The sequence below is a fragment of the Streptomyces sp. Ru72 genome (genome assembly GCF_002920635.1).
Lineage (GTDB): Bacteria > Actinomycetota > Actinomycetes > Streptomycetales > Streptomycetaceae > Streptomyces.
In genome coordinates, this window is the sequence record NZ_PQSR01000083.1 from 1 (window position 1) to 21,779 (window position 21,779).

The following is a 21,779-nucleotide window of genomic DNA, read 5'->3' on the forward strand; positions in this document are numbered from 1 at the left end:
AAAAGACACGACACCAGGATCCCGCCAACAAGCCCATCACACCCACAGAACTAACGAAAAGATCAGTAGGGGTCCTTTCAGAATGCTGGGTGCTTGCGGGCGAGGGTCATGCAGTGGGCGAGCTGGAGGAAGGCGTCGTGCATGTCGTCTCGGGCTTCCCAGCGAGTGCGTAAGCGGCGAGGGCCGTGGAGCCAGGCAATGCCGGACTCGGCAACCCACCGCACACGGCCCAGGCCCGAGCCATGTGCCTGACCGCGTCGGGCGATCTTCGGGACGATGCCACGCTCACGCAGTCGGCAGCGGTAGATGTCGTGGTCGTAGCCACGGTCGGCATACAAGGTGCGAGGCTTGCGCCTGGGCCGGCCCCGCTTGCCCCGCACCGCCGGCAGGCCGTCGACCAGTGGCAACAGCTGCGTGATGTCGTTTCGGTGGCCGCCCGTCAACGACACCCGCAGCGGGGTGCCGTGCGCGTCGGTCAGCACGTGGTGCTTCGAGCCCGGCCGTGCACGGTCAACCGGGCTCGGACCGACTTTTGGGCTGCTTCGCCCCCGCTTGGCCTGCACGTGCGAGGCGTCAACGGTGACGCGGGAGAAGTCCAGGCGGTCTGCCGCCCGCAGCCGGTCCAGCAGCACTCGCTGGAGTTCCTCCCACACCCCGGCCTCCTGCCATTCCGCCAGCCGCCGCCAGCAGGTAGGACCGGAACCGAACCCAACTCCTGGGGCAGGTACTCCCACTGGATTCCGGTGTAGAGGACGAACAGCACACCCTGCAGCGTCTTGCGGTCATCGATCCGCTTGCGCCCCGGGTGCCGGAACCGCCGTTCATGCTTCGGCAGCAGCGGCTCGATCACCGCCCACAGCTCGTCACCGACCTCCCACGGCTTCCGCCGTGCCATGGTCACCCCCAAGCAGCACGGGATCACGTACTTCTCCACCGTGCCACAGATCATTCCGCAAGGAGCACTGAACGGGCAGGCGGGCCGACGGCCGCTGTCTTGGCGATCGAGTGGATTGTTGGCGGGTCTTTGATGTGGGCGGACACGATGCGGTCCTCGTGCTCGCATGCGCTGCCGGCGTAGGCGCGGGTGAGGCCGGCATGGCGCCAGCAGGGGAGTACGGCCAGCGGCAGGACCGCCGTGAGACCGGTGGCCGGCGGAGGCGGCGGCGTTGTGCTCGGTGGCGATGCGCCTGCGTCGGTGGGCGGTGTCAAGCCGTCGACGAACCGTATGTCGGAGTACCCAGTGATGCCGTCGAGGCAGTCGCCGCGAGGAACCAATTTCTGGGTCACCCCGTCGGCACAGCTAGCGGCGTATGGGCGGCTTGCCGACGGCCGGGAGCGGTCCGGCCATCTTGATCGTGCGCAGCACGGGCGCGGTCTCCAGGGTGGTGATCGCCTTCAGGGTGCCCAGGCGTTCGGTGAGGTAGCAGTGCAGAGCCGCCGGGTCGGGGCACAGGGCCTGGGCGGTGAGATTGTGAGGCCCGGTGACGGCGGCCACGTAGGCCAGCTCGGGGTGCCGGGCCAGGGCGCGGGCGACCTGGTCGAGGTGGGCGGGGGCGACGGCCATCCACAGAAGCGCCTGCGTGGTGACGCCCAGCATCGTGGAGTCGAGTTCGACGTCGAAGAAGAGCTGGCCGTCGGCCCGCAGTTGCTCCAGTCGGCGCGCGATGGTGGCGGGCGACCAGCCGGTGGCCGCGGCGAGGCTGCTCAGGCTCGCCCGACCGTCACGCTGGAGGGCAGCGAGCAGGTCGGAGTCGGCGTCGGTAAGGGTCGCTCGCGCCCCGGGGGCGCCGGTGGCTGACGCCGCTTCGGATACGGCGGTGCGCAGGCGGCGCTGCTGCGTGACGTCGAGGGCCTGTTGATAGCCGGACCAGGCGGTGGGCCCGCCGAGGTAGGTGTGCAGCACGCAATGTGCGGAGACCGCGGTGATGCCGGCCGTGCGTGGGATGTCGTGCAACAGCAGCGCGTGTCCGGCGGGTCCGTCGGCGGTGGAGGTGTGCACGACCGCGACGATCTCGGTGCCGCCCGAGGCGAGCTTGACCCAGGAGGTGTCGGTGCGGCGGGCCAGTGCGTCGGCAAGGTTCTGGGCGGCGCGCGGGCCTGTGGTCAGCCGCAGCAGCCACTGGGTGCGGCCGGCGCGCTGCGGCTCGGCCAGGCCGACCACCCGCAGCGCAGCGTCTGCGCACAGCCGCCGGTAGCGGCGGGAGACCGTCTGCGCCGAGACTCCGAGTACGTCGGCGATCGCGGTGAACGGCGCCCGCCCGTCGATGCGCAGTGCGTGGATGAGACCACGGTCGATGTCGTCCAGCATGTGGAAATCATGCACCAGAGCCATTCCAATGGAATGATTCAGCAATCCAGCCGCCCAAAGTGGAGGTGGCCTGGCGGCGGCGCGCACTCTCGGGCGCATGTCGTACTCCACCACCACCCCGCCCCCTCAGCGGCGCTGGGCCGCACTCGCCGTGCTGCTGCTCGCCGAGGCCATGAACCTCCTCGACGCCACCGTCATGACCGTCGCCGCCCCCGTGATCCGCGCCGGTTTGGGCGGTCCGGCCTCCAGCATTCAGTGGTTCAGTGCCGCGTACACCTTGCCGTTCGCCGTCTTCCTGATCACCGGCGGGCGGCTGGGTGACATCGTGGGCCGGCGGCGGGTGTTCCGCCTCGGCATGGCCGGCTTTGTCCTGGCCTCACTGGGGTGTGCGCTCGCACCCTCCACGGCTGCGCTGATCGCCCTGCGGGCGGTGCAGGGCGCGGCGGCGGCGCTGATCATCCCGCAGACCATCGGCATGATCCGCGCCATGTTCGCCGGCCCAGAACTGGCCCGGGCCATGGGCACCATCGGGCCGGTCATGGGGCTCGCCGCGGTCACCGGCCCGATGGTCGGCGGCGCGCTGACCCAAGCGGATGTGCTGGGTTCCTCCTGGCGCGCGGTCTTCCTCATCAACGTGCCCCTGGGCGCCGCCGTGCTGGCGGCCACGCCGTTGCTGCACGAGGACCGTGCCGCGCTCAGGCCGCGGCTGGACCACGCCGGCACTGCGCTGGCGGTCCTGGGTAGCAGCCTGCTGGTCTATCCGCTCATCCAGGGTGGCGCACATGGCTGGCCAGGCTGGTGCTGGGCCATGCTCGCCGCCAGCGGCGCGGTGCTGGCGGGCTTCGCCGCACATCAACGGCGGCGGGCTCGCGGCGGACGCAGCCCTCTCATCGAGCCGGGCCTGTTCAATGACCGCGGCTTCACCGCCGCGCTGGTGTCCAGCGTGCTGTTCTTCGCGGTGGTGGGCGGCCTGATGCTGGTGGCCGTGCTGCAGATGCAGCTGGGCCTGCACCGCGACGTCCTCTCGGCCGGCTTCACGCTGCTGCCCTGGTCCGCGACGATGGCGCTGTCGTCCTGGGCCGCCGGCGCCTGGCTCGTACCCCGCTACGGGGCCCGGGTCATGAGCGCCGGCCTGCTGGCTCTGCTCGCCGGAGTCGTGTCGGCCGCCGCCGTGTACGCCACCAGCCCGCCCGCCTCCTACGCCTGGCTGCTGCTGCCCGCGCTCGCCGTGGCCGGGATCGGTCAGGGCCTGTACGCCGTGCCGTTCTTCACCACCGCCCTCCACCGTGTCCGCCCACACGAAACGGGCTCCGCCGCCGGCCTGCTCAACGCGGTGCAGCAACTCGGCGGCACTCTCGGCGTCGCCCTGCTCGGCAGCCTCTTCTTCCACAGCGCCGCGCCCGGCTACCCCGCCCCGGCCGCCGCCGCGCTAACCGGCGCGCGCAACACCTTCTGCCTCGCCGCCGCGCTCATCCTCGCCACCGCAGCGACCACGGCCATGATGCTCCCACGGCGGCGCCCATTGCCCCCGAGCCCGGATCAGTCCTCCGCTCCCGAAGCCACGGCCAGGTGACAGGTACCTCAGCGTGATGTGCCGGCCGCGACTTGGAGTGGGATGGACGTGCTGAGGTGGCGGTAGATGGTCGGGGGGGGGTGCTCCTGTGGGTTTCGTCAACCCGTGGTGGCGGGTTGGGGATCGTGGAAGGTGCCGACGCGGAGCATCGCGAAGAGCACGTCGGCTCGTCGTCTGGCGAGGCAGAGGAGGGCTTGGGTGTGGTGCTTTCCCTGAGCGATCTCCTTGTCGTAGTAGGTACGGGAGACCGGGTCGGCCAGTGCCGCGAACGCGGACAGGAAGAAGACCCGTTTGAGCTGCTTGTTTCCTCGCCGGGATGGTTGCTCCCCGCGGATCGACGAGCCGGAGCTGCGGGGTGCGGGAGCGAGACCTGCGTAGGCCGAGAGGTGGGCGGCGGAGGGGAAGTTGCTGCCGTCGCCGACGTCGATGAGGATCCTCGCTCCGGTCCTGACGCCGATCCCCGGCATGGACGTCAGGACCTTCGAAAGAGGGTGATCCTCCAGCAGTTCCTCGATCCGTGTGGCGAGGAGTTAGCGCTGGTCGAGGACGGCTTGGAGCGAGTTGGCGAGGCTAGGGACGATCAGCGCGGCCGCGTCGGTGCCAGGCACCACCACGGTCTGCTCGTCCAAGGCCGTGAAGATGTCCTCGACCAATCGCTCGGCCATGCGTGGGGCCTTGGGACGTATCAGGCTGACCAGCCGTCGGCGTCCGGCCTTGCGGATCTGAGCCGGGGACCCGAACTGGTCCAGCAGCCGCAGGATGGCCGGGTGCTGGATTCGGGGGCCGAGGACTCGCTCCAGATGCGGGTGGATCTGGGTGAGCAGGCCGCGCAGCCGGTTGCTGATGCGGGTGGCCTCGCCGGCCAGGTCGTCGTCGAAGCCCACGATCATTTCCAGCTCGGCGACTGTCTCGTCGGCGAGTTCCATGGAGCGGAGCGTGTGAGGCATCGCGCGGGCTGCGTCGGCGATGATGAACGCGTCGCGGGCGTCGGTCTTGGCTTCGCCGGGGTAGAGGTCGGCGATCCGCCGCATGGTTAGGCCAGGCAGATAGGCAACCTCGCAGTCCATGTCGCGGGCGACCGCGATCGGCAGGGCACCGATCGAGGCGGGCTGGTCGACCACCACGAGCACGGTGCCGTGCTTGGCCTTGAGCTTGCCGAAGACGTCGCGGAGTCTGGGCTCACTGTTGGGCAACCGCTTGTCGAAGGCCTTCTTCCCGGCCGGGGTGACGGCGGTGGCGTGGTGTCCGCCCTTGCCGACGTCCAGGCCGAGGAAGGCACCGATCTCGCTGACGTCGATCACGCGCTTCCTCTGGTCGGTTCCCGCCCGGCCGTCCCTCGGGCACCGATCGCCACACCCACATTACGAAGAGCCTCCCGACCTGCGAAGAAGCCGGTGGTCATGCCCCTAATCAGCGGTCTGTCAGTGCCTCCGGGGCTGGTGACACCACCCCCCAGGCCATGCGTTCGACAGGGGGAGAAAGTCATGCCAACTCCGGAGGCCGGGCACCCCATTGCGGGGCCACCAAGAAGGTAATGGGGGGCGGTAACGGATCAGTTGTAGAAGTTCTTCGGCCAGCGGTGCTTGGCCAGAAGCGTGAGTTGCCCGTCGGTCAGTGGCGGTGCCTCGGCGACCGCCGCGTTGCGTTCCACGTTCGCCAGTGACCGCATCCCGACGATGACCGTGGAGACCGCCTGTCCGGCGAGCGCGAACCGCAGGGCGACGGACGGCAGCTCGTCGACACCGATCCCCAGGTCGGCCAGAAGGGCGTCCACGCGCCTCTCGACCAGGGCGGCCCGGTCGTCCCTGAAGTACCAGTTGCGCCAGTCGCCCTCGGGGAAGGTGACGCCCGTACGGATCGAGCCCGTGAGGGCGCCTTCGTCGAGTGCGACCCGGCCGATCACACCGACGCCGTACTCCGCGCAGGCCGGCAACAGGGCCTCGGACGGGGCCTGTTCGAAGATGTTGTAGATGACCTGGACGGCGTCCAGCACTCCGGTGCGCAGTACCGTGAGCACGTTCTCGGGCTGGTGGTCCTTGACGGAGATCCCGAAGAACCTGATCTTGCCTTCCTCTTTGAGGGCGTCCACCGTCTCCAGCCAGTCGCCGCGGCCGGTCCACTCGTCCTCCCAGGTGTGCAGCTGGAGCAGGTCGACGTGGTCGCGGCCCAGTTCCCGGAGGCTGGTCTCCAGGCTCTCGCGCAGATGCGCGCCGGGGAACACCTCCATGACGTCGCGTCCGCTGGGCGCCAGGGAGACCGGGATCTTGGGTCCGACCTTCGTCGCCACGTACACACTGTCACCGCCGCCGGGGAGTTCCCTGAGGGCACGGCCCACGACACGCTCGCTGCGGTCGTAGGCCCTGGCGGTGTCGATGAGGTTGACGCCCAGGTCGAGGGCACGGTGCAGGGCGCGCACGGCGGAGTCGTCGTCGGCGCCGACCCACGCCCCCTGACCCAACCCCCAAGCCCCGAAGCCGATTTCGGAGACGGTCAGTCCGGTACGGCCGAGTTCGCGATAACGCATGTGCTGTTCAGACTCCTTCGCATTGTCAGGCAGTGGCACCGGGCACAGGGCCCGGATCGAGTCGGACGGGCTCGTCGCGGTCGCAGTGCAGTCTGCCGTCGACGACCCGGGCGGGGGAAGGGCACTTGGCTCGGGCGGACCCTCATCTCCAGCGCGCCGATGGAGATGAGGGCCCGCGACGGCCCGTCCGGCCTGCCGGTATCCGACGAACAGGGGACGGACCTGAGTCTGCCGATACTCGCCGATCGACGCAGCGTCCGGATCGGCGACCGGCACTCAGCCGTGCGCGATGAGGGCTATCCGGCCGCCAGCGGTGTGACGGCGATCTGGTCGATCACCGGCGCGTACGAGGATCGCTGGCCGTGCTCGTTGTAGGTATCGCCGTCGAAGTCCGGCAGTTCCTCCGCAGTGAAGGTGAGGCGGTTCGTGCCCTGCTTGAGGGTGACCCGGATGGTCAGGTCCTGGAAGCTGTTGAAGTGGAAGGTCGTCGGGAACAGAATCCTGCGGGCCGGTCCGCCGTTGACCGAGAGGTCGGCGTGCCGGGCGATCGGGTCGGGGTTGTAGTGGGTGGCCGGCGCCTGTTCGCCGTTGGAGTAGCGGATGGTCAGGGCGTGCCGACCGGCGCGCTCGGCGGCGACGTCGAGGGTGAGGGCGTTGGCCTTTGCGGCGCCGATGTCAGTGACCGCCTTGCCGCCGGCGGCGAAGGGGTATGCGGTGGTGACCTTGGCGGCGCCGGTCAGCGTGCCGTTCTCGGCCTGGTAGACCGTCGGTGCGAGGGTGCTGCCGCCCGAGGCCACTCGCAGCCGGTCGAGGACCAGTTCCTTCGAGTCACCGTTGACGGTGATCTTGTTGATGCCCCCGGACAGGAACACTCGCAGCGTGTCCGTGCCCTTCGTCTCGCCTCCCACCTGGGGGACGTCGAGTTCCTCACCGTCCAGCAGCACCTTTGCCCGGCCGCCGCCGAAGTGGTCGACGGAGACGGCCGATTCGCCGTCCGTGGGCGAGTACACCCAGAAGGTGGCGGAGGAACCCTTGGGCAGCGGCACCGTGCCCGGGCCCGAGGCGCCGGGGCGGGCGTAGTCGGGCCGGGTTCCGGTGAGGGTGGCGTACTCGGCCTCGTAGACGGCCGGTTGGGTCGGGTGCCTGTCGCGCAGCGCCAGGTCGATCTTGTCGATGATCGCGTCGCCCTTGGTGACGCCGAGGTCCGGGTCCTGCGCGGAGAGCGTGATCCGGTGGCTGCCGGCGGTCAGCTTCACCGTGGTGTCCGTGTGCCCCCAGACCACCCACTTGTAGCCGAGCGGCAGCCGCAGTTCCTGTGGGTCCTTGTCGTCCACGCGCAGGAAGACGTTGGTAAGGCCCTGTTCCTTCACCAGGTCGTGCAGGTTGTACGAATTGGCGAACACGCTCAGGTCGTACGTGCCGTCCCGCGGCACGTCCACGTCGAAGGAGAGCACCCCGTCGGAGCCGGTGCGCAGGCCGCCGATGTTGTAGGTGCCGGAGGCCGCGAACTTCTCGACGTCCTGCGGTGAACCCTCGGGCCCGTTCTTGGAGTACCCGGAGCCGGTGTAGGTGGCGTTCTCCGCCTTGTACGTGCTGCGCCAAGCGACGGAGGGCTTGGCCGGGACTGCGCCGTTGCCGCCCGGGGAGAGGATGACCTGGTAGGCGGACATGTCGTTCATGCCGATCATCGGCAGGGTCACGGTGCCGTCCGCGCCGACCTCGACCTCCTGGTCGGAAAGCCGCAGCGGCTGGGCGGAGTCGCCGACCTGCCCGGTCCAGGGGATCTCCTGCACGGTGGCGTGGACCGTCTTCCCGAACAGTTCCGGATCGATGTTCTGGAAGACGATGTCCGCGTCGCCGCTCTTGCCGCCGAAGAGCGCCCGGGACTGCTTCTTGTCCGCGTCTAGCGTGGCCACGCCCTGCAGCGTGTACTGCACGTTGGGGTGCGGGGCGGTCACCCGTACGGTGTGGCCGGACATCTGGCCGTAGGCGTTGAACAGCCACCACTGGCCGTTGCCCTTGTTGGCCTCTACCACGGAGTCGTTGAGGTTGCCGTCGATGTTCCAGTACGCCAGGTCGGCGTCGATCTTCGATTCCTCGATGGCGGAGACCCACTGGATCACCTGGCCGGGCACGGACAGGTGGTAGTTGTGGCCGTACTCGTTGACGTTGATCGGCAGTGGGCCGATGCCGATCTCGCGCTCCCACTGCCGGTAACGGGCCACGTTCGTACGGACCGTCGCCGGGCTGGACAGCTCGTGCCAGGTCATCACGTCGGGCACCACGCCGTTGTCCTTGGCGTACTGCAGGAAGCCCTTGACCTGGTCGTAGAGCTCCATGGTGTTGGGGCCCGCGATCCGCGCGTCCGGGTCGAGGCTCTTGATGAGGTGGTAGGTGTCCTTCCAGGCCGTGAAGTACTGCTGCGGGTCGTCCAGCCAGGAGACCTTGTCGTAGCTCCAGTCGCCGGTCCCGAACATGTTGCCCTCGGGCTCGTTGAAGGGGACGTAGACGACGTGGGCCTTGTAGGCGCCCATGGTCAGGACCTGGCGGACCTGCTTCCTGATCTTCTCCTTGAAGTCGGCGAGCCGCGCGGGACCGTCGGCTCCCGGCCACTCGTAGGGGAAACCGCGGTAGATGTCGGTCAGGTAGATGTACAGGTCCTTGCCACCCGAGTCCACGAACGGCGGCAGGACCTCCAGCGCGTCCGCCCCCGGATGCTGCGGACCGTCCTGCGCCTTGGTGGACACGGTGCGCACGTGCATGCCCTCGATGACATTCCGGCTCGGCACGCCGTCGCCGTAGATCCCGTACAGCGAGCCGGAGGCGCCCCCGTGGAAGGGGCCCGTGTCGGTGGCGAGGTCCACGACAAGACGCTCCGGCTCTGCCGTCCCGGCCGTTCCGGCGGCGGGTGCGGTGGGCTGGGTGGCGTGGACTTCCGCCGCGACGCCGGCTCCGGTGGTTCTTGCGTTGCGTGGCACTGAGCTCTCCGTGGTTCGGGGGAGGTGTACGAGGAGTTGTCGAACCGGTTCGCAGGAACCTAACAGCGAGGAAATCGGACAGCAATACCCTCAGGCAGGGTCTCTAGTGGTTCCTTTTCCTGGCAAGCCGGACTTCTTAAGAAGGATGGCCGAGGCGTTGACACCCGGTTGGCTTGCTCATACCGTCGCTCCACGCGAATCGGTTCGACAACCGTTCGCCTCTGCCTCCGGCGTCCCTGCGACGGCGGCGGCCCCCCGCCAGCACACGCTTACTGGATCGATGAAGGTGTCCCGTGAACATCGGTGAGATAGCCAAGCGGGCCGGTGTCTCGCGGAGCACCGTCTCCTACGCGCTGAGCGGCAAGCGCTCCGTGTCGGAGGAGACCCGCCGGAAGATCCAGCAGGTCATCGACGAATTGGGCTACCAGCCCAACGCGAGCGCGCGGGCACTGGCCAACGGCCGCACCAACACCATCGGCCTGGTCTTCCCGCCGGCCGGGAACCACTACACCGGCATGCAGCTGGACTTCATCGGCAGTGTCGTGGAGGCCGCCGCGGCCTACGACTACGACGTGCTGCTCTCGCCGAGCGGCGCGGACAGCGACCGCTCCTTCCAGCGCCTGCTGGGAGAGCGACGCGTCGACGGCGCGATCCTGATGGAGATCAGGCTGCGGGACGACCGGGTCGATCACTTGAAGGCGGCGGGCTTCCCCGCCGTCTGCATCGGCCGCACCGAGCAGCCGGACGGCAATTGGTGGGTCGGCCTGGACCACACCGCGCTGGTGGAGCGTTGCGTCCACCACCTCGCGGACCTGGGACACCGCAGGGTCGCCTTCGTCAACCGACCCGAGCAGCTCCTGCGGGCCGGGTACGAGTCCGCGCACCGGGGACTGGACGGCTTCACCAAGGCCGCGGCGGAGCGCGGGCTGACCTTCCGGACGTACTGCTGCGGGGACGACGCCTCCTCCGGCCAGGCGTGCCTGGAAAGGATCCTGCACGACGAGCCGGCCACCACGGCCCTGGTGACGCTGAACGAGGCCGCGCTGGGCGGCCTCTACCGAGGGCTCGCCCAGGCGGGTCGCCATGTGCCGCGCGACTTCTCCGTCACGGGAGTCGTGGCCGGCCGGTGGGCGGAGACGGTGACCCCGCAGCTCACCGCGGCGGACGTACCGGCGGAACAGCTGGGGCGCCTGGCCGTGGAGTCGCTCGTCGAGCGACTCGATCACCCCGATACACCACCCCGGCATCACCTGCTCACGCCGCCGATCTCCCTGCGTGCCAGCACCGCGCCCGCCGGTGCGGTCCCGGGCCGGGGACCGACGCCCTGACCCGACGTACCTTCAGTCTCCCCGCCTGACCGGCCCCATGCCTTCATCCCGTATGTCGGTTTCAGCGCTGAAAGTTTTCTCGAAGTCACCTCTTGCAGCGCGGCAAATGCTCGGTTAACACTTTTGCAGCGCTGCAGACCGTAACAGAGAGCCCCGGAAATACCCACGGGGCCAATCAGTAGGCGACCACCGGCCCGCCAACGGCTCACCCGGCTCTGTTCGGCGCGCTCGGTTCCCCCCGCTCACCCCTCCCCAGGCACCCGTGTGCCCAGAGCCGAAGAGGAACGCTCCATGAACACATCCACCGGGCGGCGGCTCGCCGCCGCAGCCATGACCGTCGTCGCCGTCGCCGCCGGCACCGCCGCGTGCTCCTCCGGCGCGGGCTCCGCGTCGAACACCGCGGACAGCGCCACCTACCGCATCTGGGACGGGTACACGCAGTTCGACAAGAACTCGGCGTGGGCGAAGCTGCTGACGGACTGCGGCAGCAAGGCCGGCGTCAAGATCGAGCGGACGGCCTATGCCGATCTGCCGAACAAGGCACTGCTCGCGGCGCAGCAGAACGACTCCCCGGACGTACTCGTCCTGGACAACCCCGTGGTGTCGACCATGGCGCAGGCAGGGATGCTCACCACGACCGACGAGACCAAGATGGACACCTCCAAGGTGGACCCCAACCTGCTCGCGCCCGGACAGCTGGGCGGCAAGACGTACGGAACGCCGATCGGCGCCAACACCCTTGCTCTCTACTACAACAAGAAGGTCCTCAAGGCCGCGGGCGTGGACATCTCCTCGGTCAAGGACTGGAAATCGCTGACGGCGGCACTGGCGAAGGTCAAGCAGGCGGGCAAGAAGGGCATCACCTTCTCGGCGGTCGGTACGGAGGAGGGCAGCTTCCAGTTCCTGCCGTGGTTCTGGGGCGCGGGCGCGAACCTGACGCAGCTCGACTCGCCCGAAGGCGTCTCGGCGCTGTCGCTGTGGACCGACTGGCTGAAGAAGGGCTACGCCCCGAGCTCGGTCATCAACAACAACCAGACCACCAGCTGGCAGGAGTTCGCCACCGGCGACTTCGCGTTCGCCGAGAACGGCACCTGGCAGCTGGCTAACGCCGAGAAGGCCGGCTTCGACTACGGCGTCCTGCCCATACCGACCCCCCAGGGCGGGGCCGCCGCGGCTCCGACCGGCGGCGAGTTCGTCACCGTCCCCGTCCAGAGCGACACCAGCCGCTACACCACCACGGGGAAGATCGTCTCCTGCCTGTCCAGCAACGACAACATCTACCAGACCGACAAAGCCCTGACCTACGTCGCGCCCACCACCGAAGTCCAGGACAAGCAGGTGACGGCCGACCCCAAACTGAAGCCCTGGGTGGATGCGGTGAAGGTGGCCAAGGGACGCACCAGCGACAACCTTGGCACCAAGTACCCGAAGATCTCGGAGCAGATGTGGAAGGCGGTCCAGTCCGCCCTCAGCGGCGCCAAGTCGCCCAAGGACGCGCTGACCGCGGCGCAGTCCGCCGCCAAGTAGGCAAAGTCAGGACTGTTCGATGAATCACACCACGCAGCTGACGGACCGTCGGCACGTGCACGACCGGAACGGGGCGGCCACCGCCGCCCCGGCCCGGGCACGTACCGGGCGCCGACGCCGTCCCACCTCCCCGCAGTGGGCCGCCTGGGCGTTCCTCACCCCGGTGACCCTCTACCTGGTCCTCTTCTACGCCTATCCCCTCTACCGCAACATCGACTTGAGCCTGCGGAACTACACCGTTCGCTCCTTCGTCCAGGGCGACGCGCCGTTCACGGGTCTCAAGAACTACCTGACCGTCCTCGACGACCCGACGTTCGGCCCGGCGCTGACGCACACCGTGGTGTTCACCGCCGTGTCCCTGGTCTTCCAGTACGCCATCGGCATGGCCCTCGCGGTCTTCTTCAACCAGCACTTCCGGCTGTCGGCGACCCTGCGCGCCCTGTTCCTGGTGCCCTGGCTGCTGCCGCTGATCGTGTCGGCCTCGACCTGGTCGTGGATGCTGGACAGCGACTCCGGGATCGTCAACGCGGCCCTGCACGCCGTCGGCATCGGGCCGGTGAACTGGCTGACCTCGCCGTCCTGGTCGCTCCCCTCGGTGATCGTCGCGAACATCTGGATCGGCGTCCCGTTCAACCTCGTCGTGCTCTACAGCGGCCTGCAGTCCATCCCACGCAGCCTGTACGAGGCGGCGGCGATCGACGGCGCGAACGCCTGGCAGCGCTTTTGGCGCATCACCTTCCCGCTGCTGCGCCCCGTGTCCGCGATCACGCTGCTGCTGGGCCTGGTCTACACGCTCAAGGTCTTCGACATCATCTGGATCATGACCAAGGGCGGCCCGGCCGGCTCGTCGACCACCTTCGCCACCTGGTCCTACCAGCTCGGCTTCGGCAACCTCCTGCCCGCCTTCGGCCCGGGCGCGGCCGTCGGCAACCTGCTCGTCGTGGCCGCCCTGGTCTTCGGCCTGGTCTATGTGAAGACACAGCGAAAGCAGAACGCCTCATGACCACCATGACCACGCACATTCCCACTGCATCACGACCGCGCCGGGGACGGACCACCTGGTGGAAGACGGCCACGGGCCTCGCGCTGACGGCGGTCATGCTCTTCCCCGTCTACTGGATGCTCAACGTGTCCCTCACCCGGGACCAGGACATGCGCAAGAGCCCGCCGGACCTGCTGCCGCTCCACGGCACCCTGGCCGGCTACCGCACCGTCCTCGACGAGCAGGTGCCCTACCTCGGCACCAGCCTCGTCATCGGCCTGGGCACCGTCGCTCTGACCGTGGCCCTGTCCGCACCTGCCGGCTACGCGCTGGCCAAGCTGCGTCCCCGCGGTGGCGGCGTCCTGAGCTTCGTCCTGCTGGCCGCCCAGATGATCCCCGGCATCATCATGGCGATGGGCTTCTACGCCATCTACCTCCAGCTCGGCCTGCTCCAGTCGATCCCCGGCCTGATCGTCGCCGACTCCACGCTGGCCGTCCCCTTCGGCGTGCTCATCTTCACCGCGTTCATGTCCGGCATCCCCGGTGAACTACTGCAGGCCGCGAAGACCGACGGCGCCGGCCCGCTGCGCACCTTCTGGTCGATCGTCCTGCCGATGAGCCGCAACGCCGTCGTGACGGTGTCCCTGTTCACCTTCCTGTGGTCCTGGTCCGACTTCGTCTTCGCCAGCACCCTCGTCAACGGCGGCGCCCACGAGCCGATCACGCTCGGCATCTACCACTACATCGGCAACAACAACCAGGAGTGGAACGCCATCATGGCCACGGCCGTCGTGGCCTCGCTGCCGGCCGCGGTGATCCTCGTCCTCGCGCAGCGTTACGTCGCCGCCGGCGTGACGGCCGGAGCCGTCAAGGACTGACCACCGCACGACCACCGTCGGCCACCCCTGCTGAAGAAACGAGTCACACCACATGACCGCCGCCCGATCCGGCCCGGCCTTCTCCATCCACCACATCCCGTTCAGCACGCACGGCTCCTGGTTCGGCATATCGCCCGTGCTCGCGGAGAAGACACGCGCCGAGGACCTTCATCTCGTCTCGCACCAGAACGGCATGCACGCCGTCCTGCGCCTCGCCCCCCTGGACACGGCGACGGGCGAGCGGGCGGAGACCGCCGTGCGGGCGACACCGACGCTGCTCAGCTGGACGGCAGCGGACGGCCGTATCGACCTCGCCTACGAGTCGCCGGACACCGTCCGTGTGCGCGGCACCGGGCTGGGCCTGCGCGTCACCGCGGCGGCGGAGGTCCTGACCCCCTTCACGGGCACCTACTTCTACCGGGACCCGGTGGACGACGCCCACACGTTCACCTCCTACGAGACCGGCCGCCGCTACCGGGTCACCGTGCTGTCCGGCACGGTGACCGAGGTGTCCGACACCCAGGGCCTCGGTGCGGGTGACCGCGGTCTCACGGTCACCGCCGGGGCCGAGGGATCGTGGGAGGTGGCGGTCGAGGAGTTCGACAGTGCGCGACTGCCCTACCGCGCGTCGGCGGAGTTCGACGAGGTCGGCGAGGCCGCGCGGCGATCGTTCGCCGCGTTCGCCGACGCGGTGGCCCCGTGGCGCTCGTCGGACACCCCGGCCGCCGAACTCGCCGCCTACGTCCTGTGGTCGGCGACGGTCCGCCCGGCGTCCCTGGTCACCCGGCCCGCGGTGCTGATGTCCAAGCACTGGATGGACAAGGTCTGGAGCTGGGACCACTGCTTCAACGCCCTCGCCCTGGCGCCCGGAGCCTCCGCGCTCGCCTGGGACCAGTTCGCCCTGCCCTTCGACCACCAGGACGAGACCGGCGCCCTGCCCGACTCGGTGACCCACTCCGAGGTCCTCTACAACTTCGTCAAACCGCCCATCCACGGCTGGACCCTGTCCCACCTGCGCAGGCGGCTTTCCGAGCCGCTCAGCCGGACGGAACTCACCGAGACCTACCGCAGGCTGGCACGGTGGACGGACTTCTGGCTCACCGCCCGCCGCGCACCGGGCGCCGCCCTGCCCCACTACCAGCACGGCAACGACAGCGGCTGGGACAACGCCACCACCTTCGACCCCGAGCGCGTGATCGTCTCCGCCGACCTGGCCGCCTTCCTCGTCCTCCAGCTCCACGAACTCGCCCGCCTGGCCGGCGAACTGGGCCTGCCCGACGAGGCCCGGCGCTGGACCCGCACCGCCGAGGCGACCCAGACCGCGATGCTCGACGAGCTGTGGACGGGAGAGCGGTTCGTGGCCCGCGGCGTCGACAGCGGCGCGACCTGGGACAGTTCCAGCCTGCTGGACCTGATGCCGATGGCGCTGGGCGAGCACCTGCCCGAGGACATCGGCAAGACCCTGGCGGCCCGGATCGAGGCCCACCTGACCCCGTACGGACTGGCCACCGAACTGCCCACCTCACCCCACTACCTCGCCGACGGCTACTGGCGCGGGCCGATCTGGGCCCCCGCCACCGTCCTCATCGAGGACGGCCTGCGCCGCGCCGGCCACCACCGCCTCGCCGACGAGATCAGCGCCCGCTTCCGCGCCCTGTGCGAAACCCACGGCTTCGCCGAGAACTTCGACGCCCTCACCGGCACCGGCCTGCGCGACCGCGCCTACACCTGGACCGCCGCCGCCTATCTCCTCCTCGCCGAGGCGCACACGCACAGAGACAGCCGCTGACCGGCTGCCTTCCGCAAGCCCCGGGGTCGTTCAGACCTCGGTTGTTTCACCTCATTCCCTCCCAGGAGCCGCGCAATGAAATCGCTCACCACCCTCACCGGAGCCGCAACCCAGTTCGTCACCGACGGACGTCTCACCGCGAGCCTGCCGCCCGTCTCCTGGAACGTCATCCGGCTGCGCCGCGCCGGCTGACACGCCCCCTCCGACACCCGCCGCTCCCCACCCCTTTTCCCCCGGGGAGCGGCGGGCCCCGCACCACCCCCTCGTCCCGGACATCCCTTGGGAGCCGCCCATGTCCACCACCAGGGAAGGCGCCGGCCACCGCGCCGTAGCCAGACCCCAGGCGATCACGCTGCTGCTGGCCCTGCTCGCAGCCGCCGTCGCCCTCGTCCTGCCCGCCTCCGGCCAGGCGCACGCGATCTCGCGCGCCTCCCAGACGATGTACACGCCGCCGTCGACCGCCCCGTCGCCCGGCTCGCTCTACCCGCGCGCCGTGCGCCTGCAGTACAGCGGATCGTCCAACGGCACTCTGCTGGCCACGTTCGAGCAGTACAGCTCGGGCACTCCCGTCTTCCCGATCTACCGCAGCACGGACAACGGCAACAGCTGGACGCAGATCTCCAGCATCAGCGACACGCACAACGGCTTCGGCATGCGCTACCAGCCGTTCCTGTACGAACTGCCCACCCAGATCGGCAACTTCCCGGCCGGCACGATCCTCGCCGCCGGCAACTCCATCCCGAACGACCTGTCCTCGACCGAGCTGGACCTGTACGCCAGCACCGACCAGGGCGTGACCTGGTCGTTCGTGAGCAGCATCGCCCAGGGCGGCAGGGCCGACGTCACCAACGGCCAGACTCCGGTGTGGGAGCCGTTCCTGATGGTGTCCGGCTCGAAGCTGATCGTGTACTACTCCGACCAGCGTGACCCCGACCACGCCCAGAAGATCGTCCACCAGACCACCACCGACGGCATCACCTGGTCCTCGGTCGTGGACGACGTGGCCATGCCGACCTACACCGACCGCCCCGGTATGCCGGTCGTCGCGCAGCTGCCCAACGGCAACTACGTGATGACGTACGAGTACGGGGGCGCACCCGAAGGCAGCTTCTCGGTCTACTACAAGATCTCCTCCGACCCCGAGGCGTTCGGCTCCGTCACCGGCACCGTCCTGAGGTCCACCGACGGGTACGTGCCCCACAGCGCCCCGTACATCACCTGGCTGCCGACCGGCGGTCCCAACGGCACCCTGGCGGTCAGCGCCCAGAGCACCACCGACCTCTTCCTGAACACGCAGAACGGCGCGGCGGGTGCCTGGACGCGCATCGCCTCCACCGTCCCCGGCGGCTACAGCCGCGGCATGGTCCCCCTCGCCGACGGCCACAGCCTGGAGATCTTCAGCGCCGGGAACGGCGGCGGCACCGTTGAGAACCCGGTCACCTACGGCACGATCGACCTGGGCGGCGGCATCTCCGACGGCGCGACCTACACCATGTCCAACGCCAACAGCCACCTGATGCTGACCATCGTGGGCGGCTCCACCACCAACGGCGTCAACCCCACCCAGCAGAACACCGACAACGCCTCCGACCAGAAGTGGACGTTCGTCCAGCAGGCCTCCGGCTACTTCAAGATCTTCAACGTGGCCAGTGGCAAGGTCCTGGGCGTGCAGAACGAGTCCACCGCCAACGGCGCCAAGGTCCTGCAGTGGGACGACAACGGCACCCTCGACCACGAGTGGGCCGTCGCCCCGAACCCGGCGGGCGGCTTCACGGCCATCAACCGCAACAGCGGCAAGTTCCTGGAGATCCCCAGTGCCTCCACGACCGTCGGCACCGCCGCCGGGCAGTGGGCCGCCACCGGCTGCGCCTGCCAGCGCTGGAACCTCGCCCAGACCGCGCTGCCGAACCTGGCCACCGGCCAGTACCGCCTGATCAACAAGCACAGCGGCGAGTTCCTGGAGATCCCCGGCGCGTCCACCACGGTGGGCAAGCAGGCCGGCCAGTGGGTGAACACCGCCAACAACTGCCAGCTGTGGACCTTCACCGCGCAGAGCGGCGGGGCGTGGACCGTGAAGAACGTCAACAGCGGTCTGTTCCTCGACAACAACGGCTCGGCCTCGGCCGGCGCGGCCGTCGTCCAGAACTCGTCCTCGACCGCGAACTCCCAGAAGTGGACGCTGACGGACGCCGGAGGCGGCTACTTCAAGCTCGTCAACGTCGCCAGCGGCCTGGTGGCGGACGTCGCCTCGGCCTCCACCGCCAACGGCGCACTGATCGTCCAGTCGGCGGACACCGGCGCCGACGACGAGCTCTGGCAGATAGCCCGGGTCAACTGACCGGTTCCATCAGCCCGCGGGGCCCGGTCGCCGGCCGGGCCCCGCTCCCTCTCAAAGACGTACACAAACCTCTTACCCTCCGCGGAAACGAGCACCATGCAGTCATTCCCCCGCAGCGCGGTACGCCTTCTCCCGGGCCCGTTCCTGGACGCGCAGGCCACCGCCCTCGACTATCTGCTGTCCCTCGACACCGACCGGCTCCTCGCGCCCTTGCGGCGCGAGGCAGGCCTACCGCCGGTTACCGAGTCATACGGCAACTGGGAAAGCTCCGGTCTCGACGGCCACACCGTCGGGCACGCGTTGTCGGGGGCTGCTCTCATGAGCGCGGTGACGGACGACCCCCGGCCGAGGGCCATGGTCGATCGTCTGGTTCAGGGCGTCGTCGAGTGCCAGGACGCCCTCGGCACCGGCTACGTCGGGGGCATTCCCGACGGCGTGCGGCTGTGGCAGCGGGTGGCCGAAGGGAAGGTGGAGCGGGACTCGTTCGAGCTCGGTGGTGCCTGGGTACCGTGGTACAACCTGCACAAGCTCTTCGCCGGCCTGCTGGACGCCTACCGGCACGCCGGTTCGCAGCCGGCCCTGACCGCCGTCCGACGGCTGGCCGACTGGTGGGACCAGGTCGCGGCAGGGATGGACGACGACACCCACGAAGCCATGCTGCGCACGGAGTTCGGTGGGATGTGCGAGGTTCTCGCGGACCTCGCCGACGTCACCGGCACGGACCGGTACGCCGCCCTGGCACGGCGGTTCCTCGACCAGTCCCTGCTCCGCCCGTTGTGCGAGCACCGCGACGTCCTCGACGGAATGCACGCCAACACCCAGATCGCCAAAGTCGTCGGCTACCAGCGGCTCGGCGAGATCCTCGACGACCCCGCCCTGCGGGACGCCGCCCGGTTCTTCTGGCAGACCATGACCAGGCACCGGACATTCTCCTTCGGCGGCAACTCCGTGCGCGAGCACCTGCACCCCCGCGACGACTTCAGCTCCGCGCTCCAGTCTCCGGAGGGTCCCGAGACCTGCAACACCTACAACATGCTCAAGTTGAGCCGCGCGCTGTTCCTCGAACGGCCGGACACCGAGGTGCTCGACCACTACGAGCGTGCGACGGCCAACCACATCCTCTCGTCCCTGCATCCCAAGGGCGGACTGGTGTATTTCACACCGGTGCGTCCGGGCCACTACCGCGTGGTCTCGACGCCTCAGAACTGCTTCTGGTGCTGCGTCGGCACCGGGCTGGAGAACCACGCGAAGTACGGCGAGATGGTGTACACCGCCGAGGGCGACGACCTGTTCGTCAACCTCTTCATCGCCTCGCGGCTCACCTGGCCCGAACACGACCTGGTACTCGAACAGACCACGACGGCCCCCTACGACGACGAGGTCAGACTCGTGGTGCGCGAGGCTCGTGCCACCCCTGTGGCCATCCACCTACGCGTCCCCGGCTGGCACGAGGGAACGCCGCAGGTCCGTATCAACGGCGCACCGCCCGAGCGCGAGCCGGCCCCGCTCACGACGCACCGCGCAACAGGCGGGCAGCCCCTGACATACGTGCGCCTGGAACGGCAGTGGCGCGAAGGGGACACGGTCACCATGCGCCTTCGCCCGCGCATCAGCGCCGAGTTGCTCCCCGACGGCTCAGCGTGGGTGTCGTTCCGCTACGGGCCCAGTGTGCTTGCGGCCGAAGGCGACCGCAACGACCTGGTGGGGCTCTTCGCCGACGACTCGAGGATGGGTCACGTCGCCGGCGGCCCGTTGCGCCCCCTGGAGCACCTGCCCGTCGTGATCGCCAGGAGTTCCTCCGATCTGGCGGCCGGCGTGCGCCGACTCTCCCCGGACCGGTTGGCGTTCGCCCTGGATCACGTGGACGCGCGACCGGGTGAGTCCGTCGTCCTCGTCCCGTTCGCCGGCATCCACGGATCCCGCTACCACCTTTACTTCCCGCTGGCGGAACCGGAGCGGCTCCACGAGCGGCGGGCGGAGCTGCGCGCGGCCGACGAGGCGACACTCTCACTGCACGACCGAACCGTTGACGCCGTTGCCGCCGGCGAGCAACAGCCTGAAAGCGACCACCGGTTCGAGGGGCAGGACACATGGTCGGGCCTCACCGACGGGCTGAGGTGGCGGGCCGCCACCGGATGGTGGTCCTACCGCCTGACAGACCGGGACGGCACCGCCACCGGCCTGCAGGTGACCCACCTCTCGGACGGAAATGCCGGACCAACCCGTGTACTGGTCGACGGACACGTGCTGGGCACGCTCGCACCCTCACCGGATCCCGCGGGCGAGGAAATCTCCCAGGTTCTCCCGCTCGACCCGGACCGTCCTGCCGGGCCCGTCGAGGTCCGGTTCGAAGCGGCCGGCCCGGCGACCACCATCCGCCTGCGCGCAGTCCGCCTGGTGCGGTGACCTCGGCGCGACCAGTTGGCCGGGGTCGTTGCAGGAGGAACACGGTGACGCCCAGTCCTAGGCTTTCCGGGCCAGCCCGGCGGCGATGAGACGCTCCCGCGAGGCAGACAGTGCGACTTCTCATCTCGATGTCACCAGCAGTTCTCATCTGGGTGTCGCGGATCTCGGCTGGTCAGAGCGTAGAAACGGTGACATCGATTGAGAAGTCTTGGTGACATCACATGAGAATTCCCAGCGCACTGAAATGAGAGAGCCATAGGAGTAATGCTCGTCGTTTTGGCTCTCTCGCGTCGCATGCTGGGCCTGCGGGGGATGAAGTCCCGGCGCTACGGATTCCGGGGCCAGAAACAGCACGGGATCGACCTGGCCGGGAGAGACGCGGACGGCAGCTACACGTCGTCCAGTGCAAGGAGTACGCCTCGTTCACTGCTAAGAACCTGCGGGACGCGGTCGAAGAGTTCGTTGGGGGCGGCGGCCTTTCGGCGCGACCCGATTCATTGTGGCGACGTCTGCCTCCACCGAACAGACAGAGCTGAACGACGAGCTGTATCCGCTGCAGCGCGAGCATCGGGACGTGGAACTGGACCTGTGGGGGTCCGTACAGATCAACGAGCATCTGCGCTACTACGCTGACATCGTCGCCCAGTTCTGGACGCGCGAGACAGCGACCGACTTCTGCACCGGGTCCCCGCTGCCCGGCGTGCCGGCGCCGCCGCCCGACCGGCATGCTCTGGCGGAGCGCGTGCTGGTCGGCCCTCTCAACACCGACGACGTGAAGCCGATCCTGCGCGACGCGGACAGCAAACGGGCCGACGCGCCGGCGGAATCGGCCGCCCTGTACGGAAAGTTGGCGACCCGCCTGCACGAGGCCGGATACCGGGGGCACGCCACGGTCCTGCGCAGGAAGCAGCTCGAGGCCCTCGAAGCAGCCGAGCTGTTCGACGACGGGGCGGACCTGGCTGCCGAGCTCGCCGCAGCAGCCCTTCACCGGGGCGACAGCCACCAGGCACAGTTCCTGTCCCATGTGCTCGACGAACTCGCCCGCAAGACAGCGGACTCAATGCCCCGTGTGCGACGGCCACGGCGCAGCACTCCGCATTGATCGCCGCCGCGGTCCAGGACGCGGCCCACCCCCTGACCCTGGGCCA

General features: G+C 69.1%; 13 protein-coding genes and 1 pseudogene. 9 read left to right on the forward strand and 5 right to left on the reverse strand.

Annotated features, from left to right (window positions below; all coding sequences use genetic code 11):
- Positions 1–77: 77 nt before the first annotated feature.
- Positions 78–895 (reverse strand): IS5 family transposase gene (locus C3488_RS29290; protein ID WP_103843929.1). Its coding sequence is split into 2 segments (ribosomal slippage): positions 78–712 and positions 712–895, totalling 819 coding nucleotides; the frame shifts between segments, so codons are not numbered across the junction.
- 405 nt (positions 896–1,300) lie between these two features.
- Positions 1,301–2,308 (reverse strand): Lrp/AsnC family transcriptional regulator, encoded by a 1,008-nt coding sequence (locus tag C3488_RS29295; protein ID WP_103843909.1) that lies wholly within the window; start codon positions 2,306–2,308, stop codon positions 1,301–1,303.
- Between the two features lie 97 nt (positions 2,309–2,405).
- On the opposite strand from C3488_RS29295, the gene C3488_RS29300 reads away from it, so the two are divergent.
- Positions 2,406–3,881, forward strand: a complete 1,476-nt coding sequence (locus C3488_RS29300) for an MFS transporter (protein ID WP_103843910.1) — start codon at positions 2,406–2,408, stop codon at positions 3,879–3,881.
- Between the two features lie 98 nt (positions 3,882–3,979).
- On the opposite strand, the pseudogene C3488_RS29305 reads toward C3488_RS29300, so the two are convergent.
- The 3 genes and pseudogenes from C3488_RS29305 to C3488_RS29315 form a co-directional block, all read right to left on the reverse strand.
- Positions 3,980–5,182, reverse strand: a pseudogene (locus C3488_RS29305) (IS110 family transposase).
- A gap of 251 nt (positions 5,183–5,433) precedes the next feature.
- Complete coding sequence (locus tag C3488_RS29310; protein WP_103843911.1) at positions 5,434–6,405, reverse strand: aldo/keto reductase; 972 nt, start codon at positions 6,403–6,405, stop codon at positions 5,434–5,436.
- A gap of 296 nt (positions 6,406–6,701) precedes the next feature.
- A complete protein-coding gene (locus C3488_RS29315) occupies positions 6,702–9,269 on the reverse strand; it encodes a cellulosome protein (protein WP_103843912.1) in 2,568 nt (855 codons plus the stop codon).
- 407 nt (positions 9,270–9,676) lie between these two features.
- Between C3488_RS29315 and C3488_RS29320 the strand changes: the two genes are divergently transcribed.
- From C3488_RS29320 to C3488_RS29355, 8 genes are all read left to right on the forward strand, one after another.
- On the forward strand, positions 9,677–10,711 hold the full coding sequence (locus tag C3488_RS29320; RefSeq protein ID WP_103843913.1) for a LacI family DNA-binding transcriptional regulator: 1,035 nt from the start codon (positions 9,677–9,679) through the stop codon (positions 10,709–10,711).
- Between the two features lie 291 nt (positions 10,712–11,002).
- Positions 11,003–12,238 (forward strand): extracellular solute-binding protein, encoded by a 1,236-nt coding sequence (locus C3488_RS29325; protein ID WP_103843914.1) that lies wholly within the window; start codon positions 11,003–11,005, stop codon positions 12,236–12,238.
- 19 nt (positions 12,239–12,257) lie between these two features.
- Positions 12,258–13,241 carry a carbohydrate ABC transporter permease gene (locus C3488_RS29330; RefSeq protein ID WP_103843915.1) on the forward strand — a complete coding sequence of 328 codons (984 nt, stop codon included), beginning with the start codon at positions 12,258–12,260 and terminating at the stop codon, positions 13,239–13,241.
- Between the two features lie 5 nt (positions 13,242–13,246).
- Positions 13,247–14,098: a carbohydrate ABC transporter permease gene (locus C3488_RS29335; RefSeq protein WP_103843930.1), complete on the forward strand. Its 852-nt coding sequence runs from the start codon at positions 13,247–13,249 to the stop codon at positions 14,096–14,098.
- A gap of 52 nt (positions 14,099–14,150) precedes the next feature.
- Positions 14,151–15,887: an amylo-alpha-1,6-glucosidase gene (locus C3488_RS29340; protein ID WP_103843916.1), complete on the forward strand. Its 1,737-nt coding sequence runs from the start codon at positions 14,151–14,153 to the stop codon at positions 15,885–15,887.
- A 292-nt stretch (positions 15,888–16,179) separates the two neighbouring features.
- Positions 16,180–18,225 carry an RICIN domain-containing protein gene (locus C3488_RS29345; protein ID WP_103843917.1) on the forward strand — a complete coding sequence of 682 codons (2,046 nt, stop codon included), beginning with the start codon at positions 16,180–16,182 and terminating at the stop codon, positions 18,223–18,225.
- Positions 18,226–18,321: 96 nt separating this feature from the next.
- Positions 18,322–20,631: a glycoside hydrolase family 127 protein gene (locus tag C3488_RS29350; protein ID WP_103843918.1), complete on the forward strand. Its 2,310-nt coding sequence runs from the start codon at positions 18,322–18,324 to the stop codon at positions 20,629–20,631.
- Positions 20,632–21,130: 499 nt separating this feature from the next.
- Entirely contained in the window at positions 21,131–21,733 is a 603-nt protein-coding gene (locus C3488_RS29355) for a hypothetical protein (RefSeq protein ID WP_103843919.1), read from the forward strand.
- Positions 21,734–21,779: the final 46 nt, after the last annotated feature.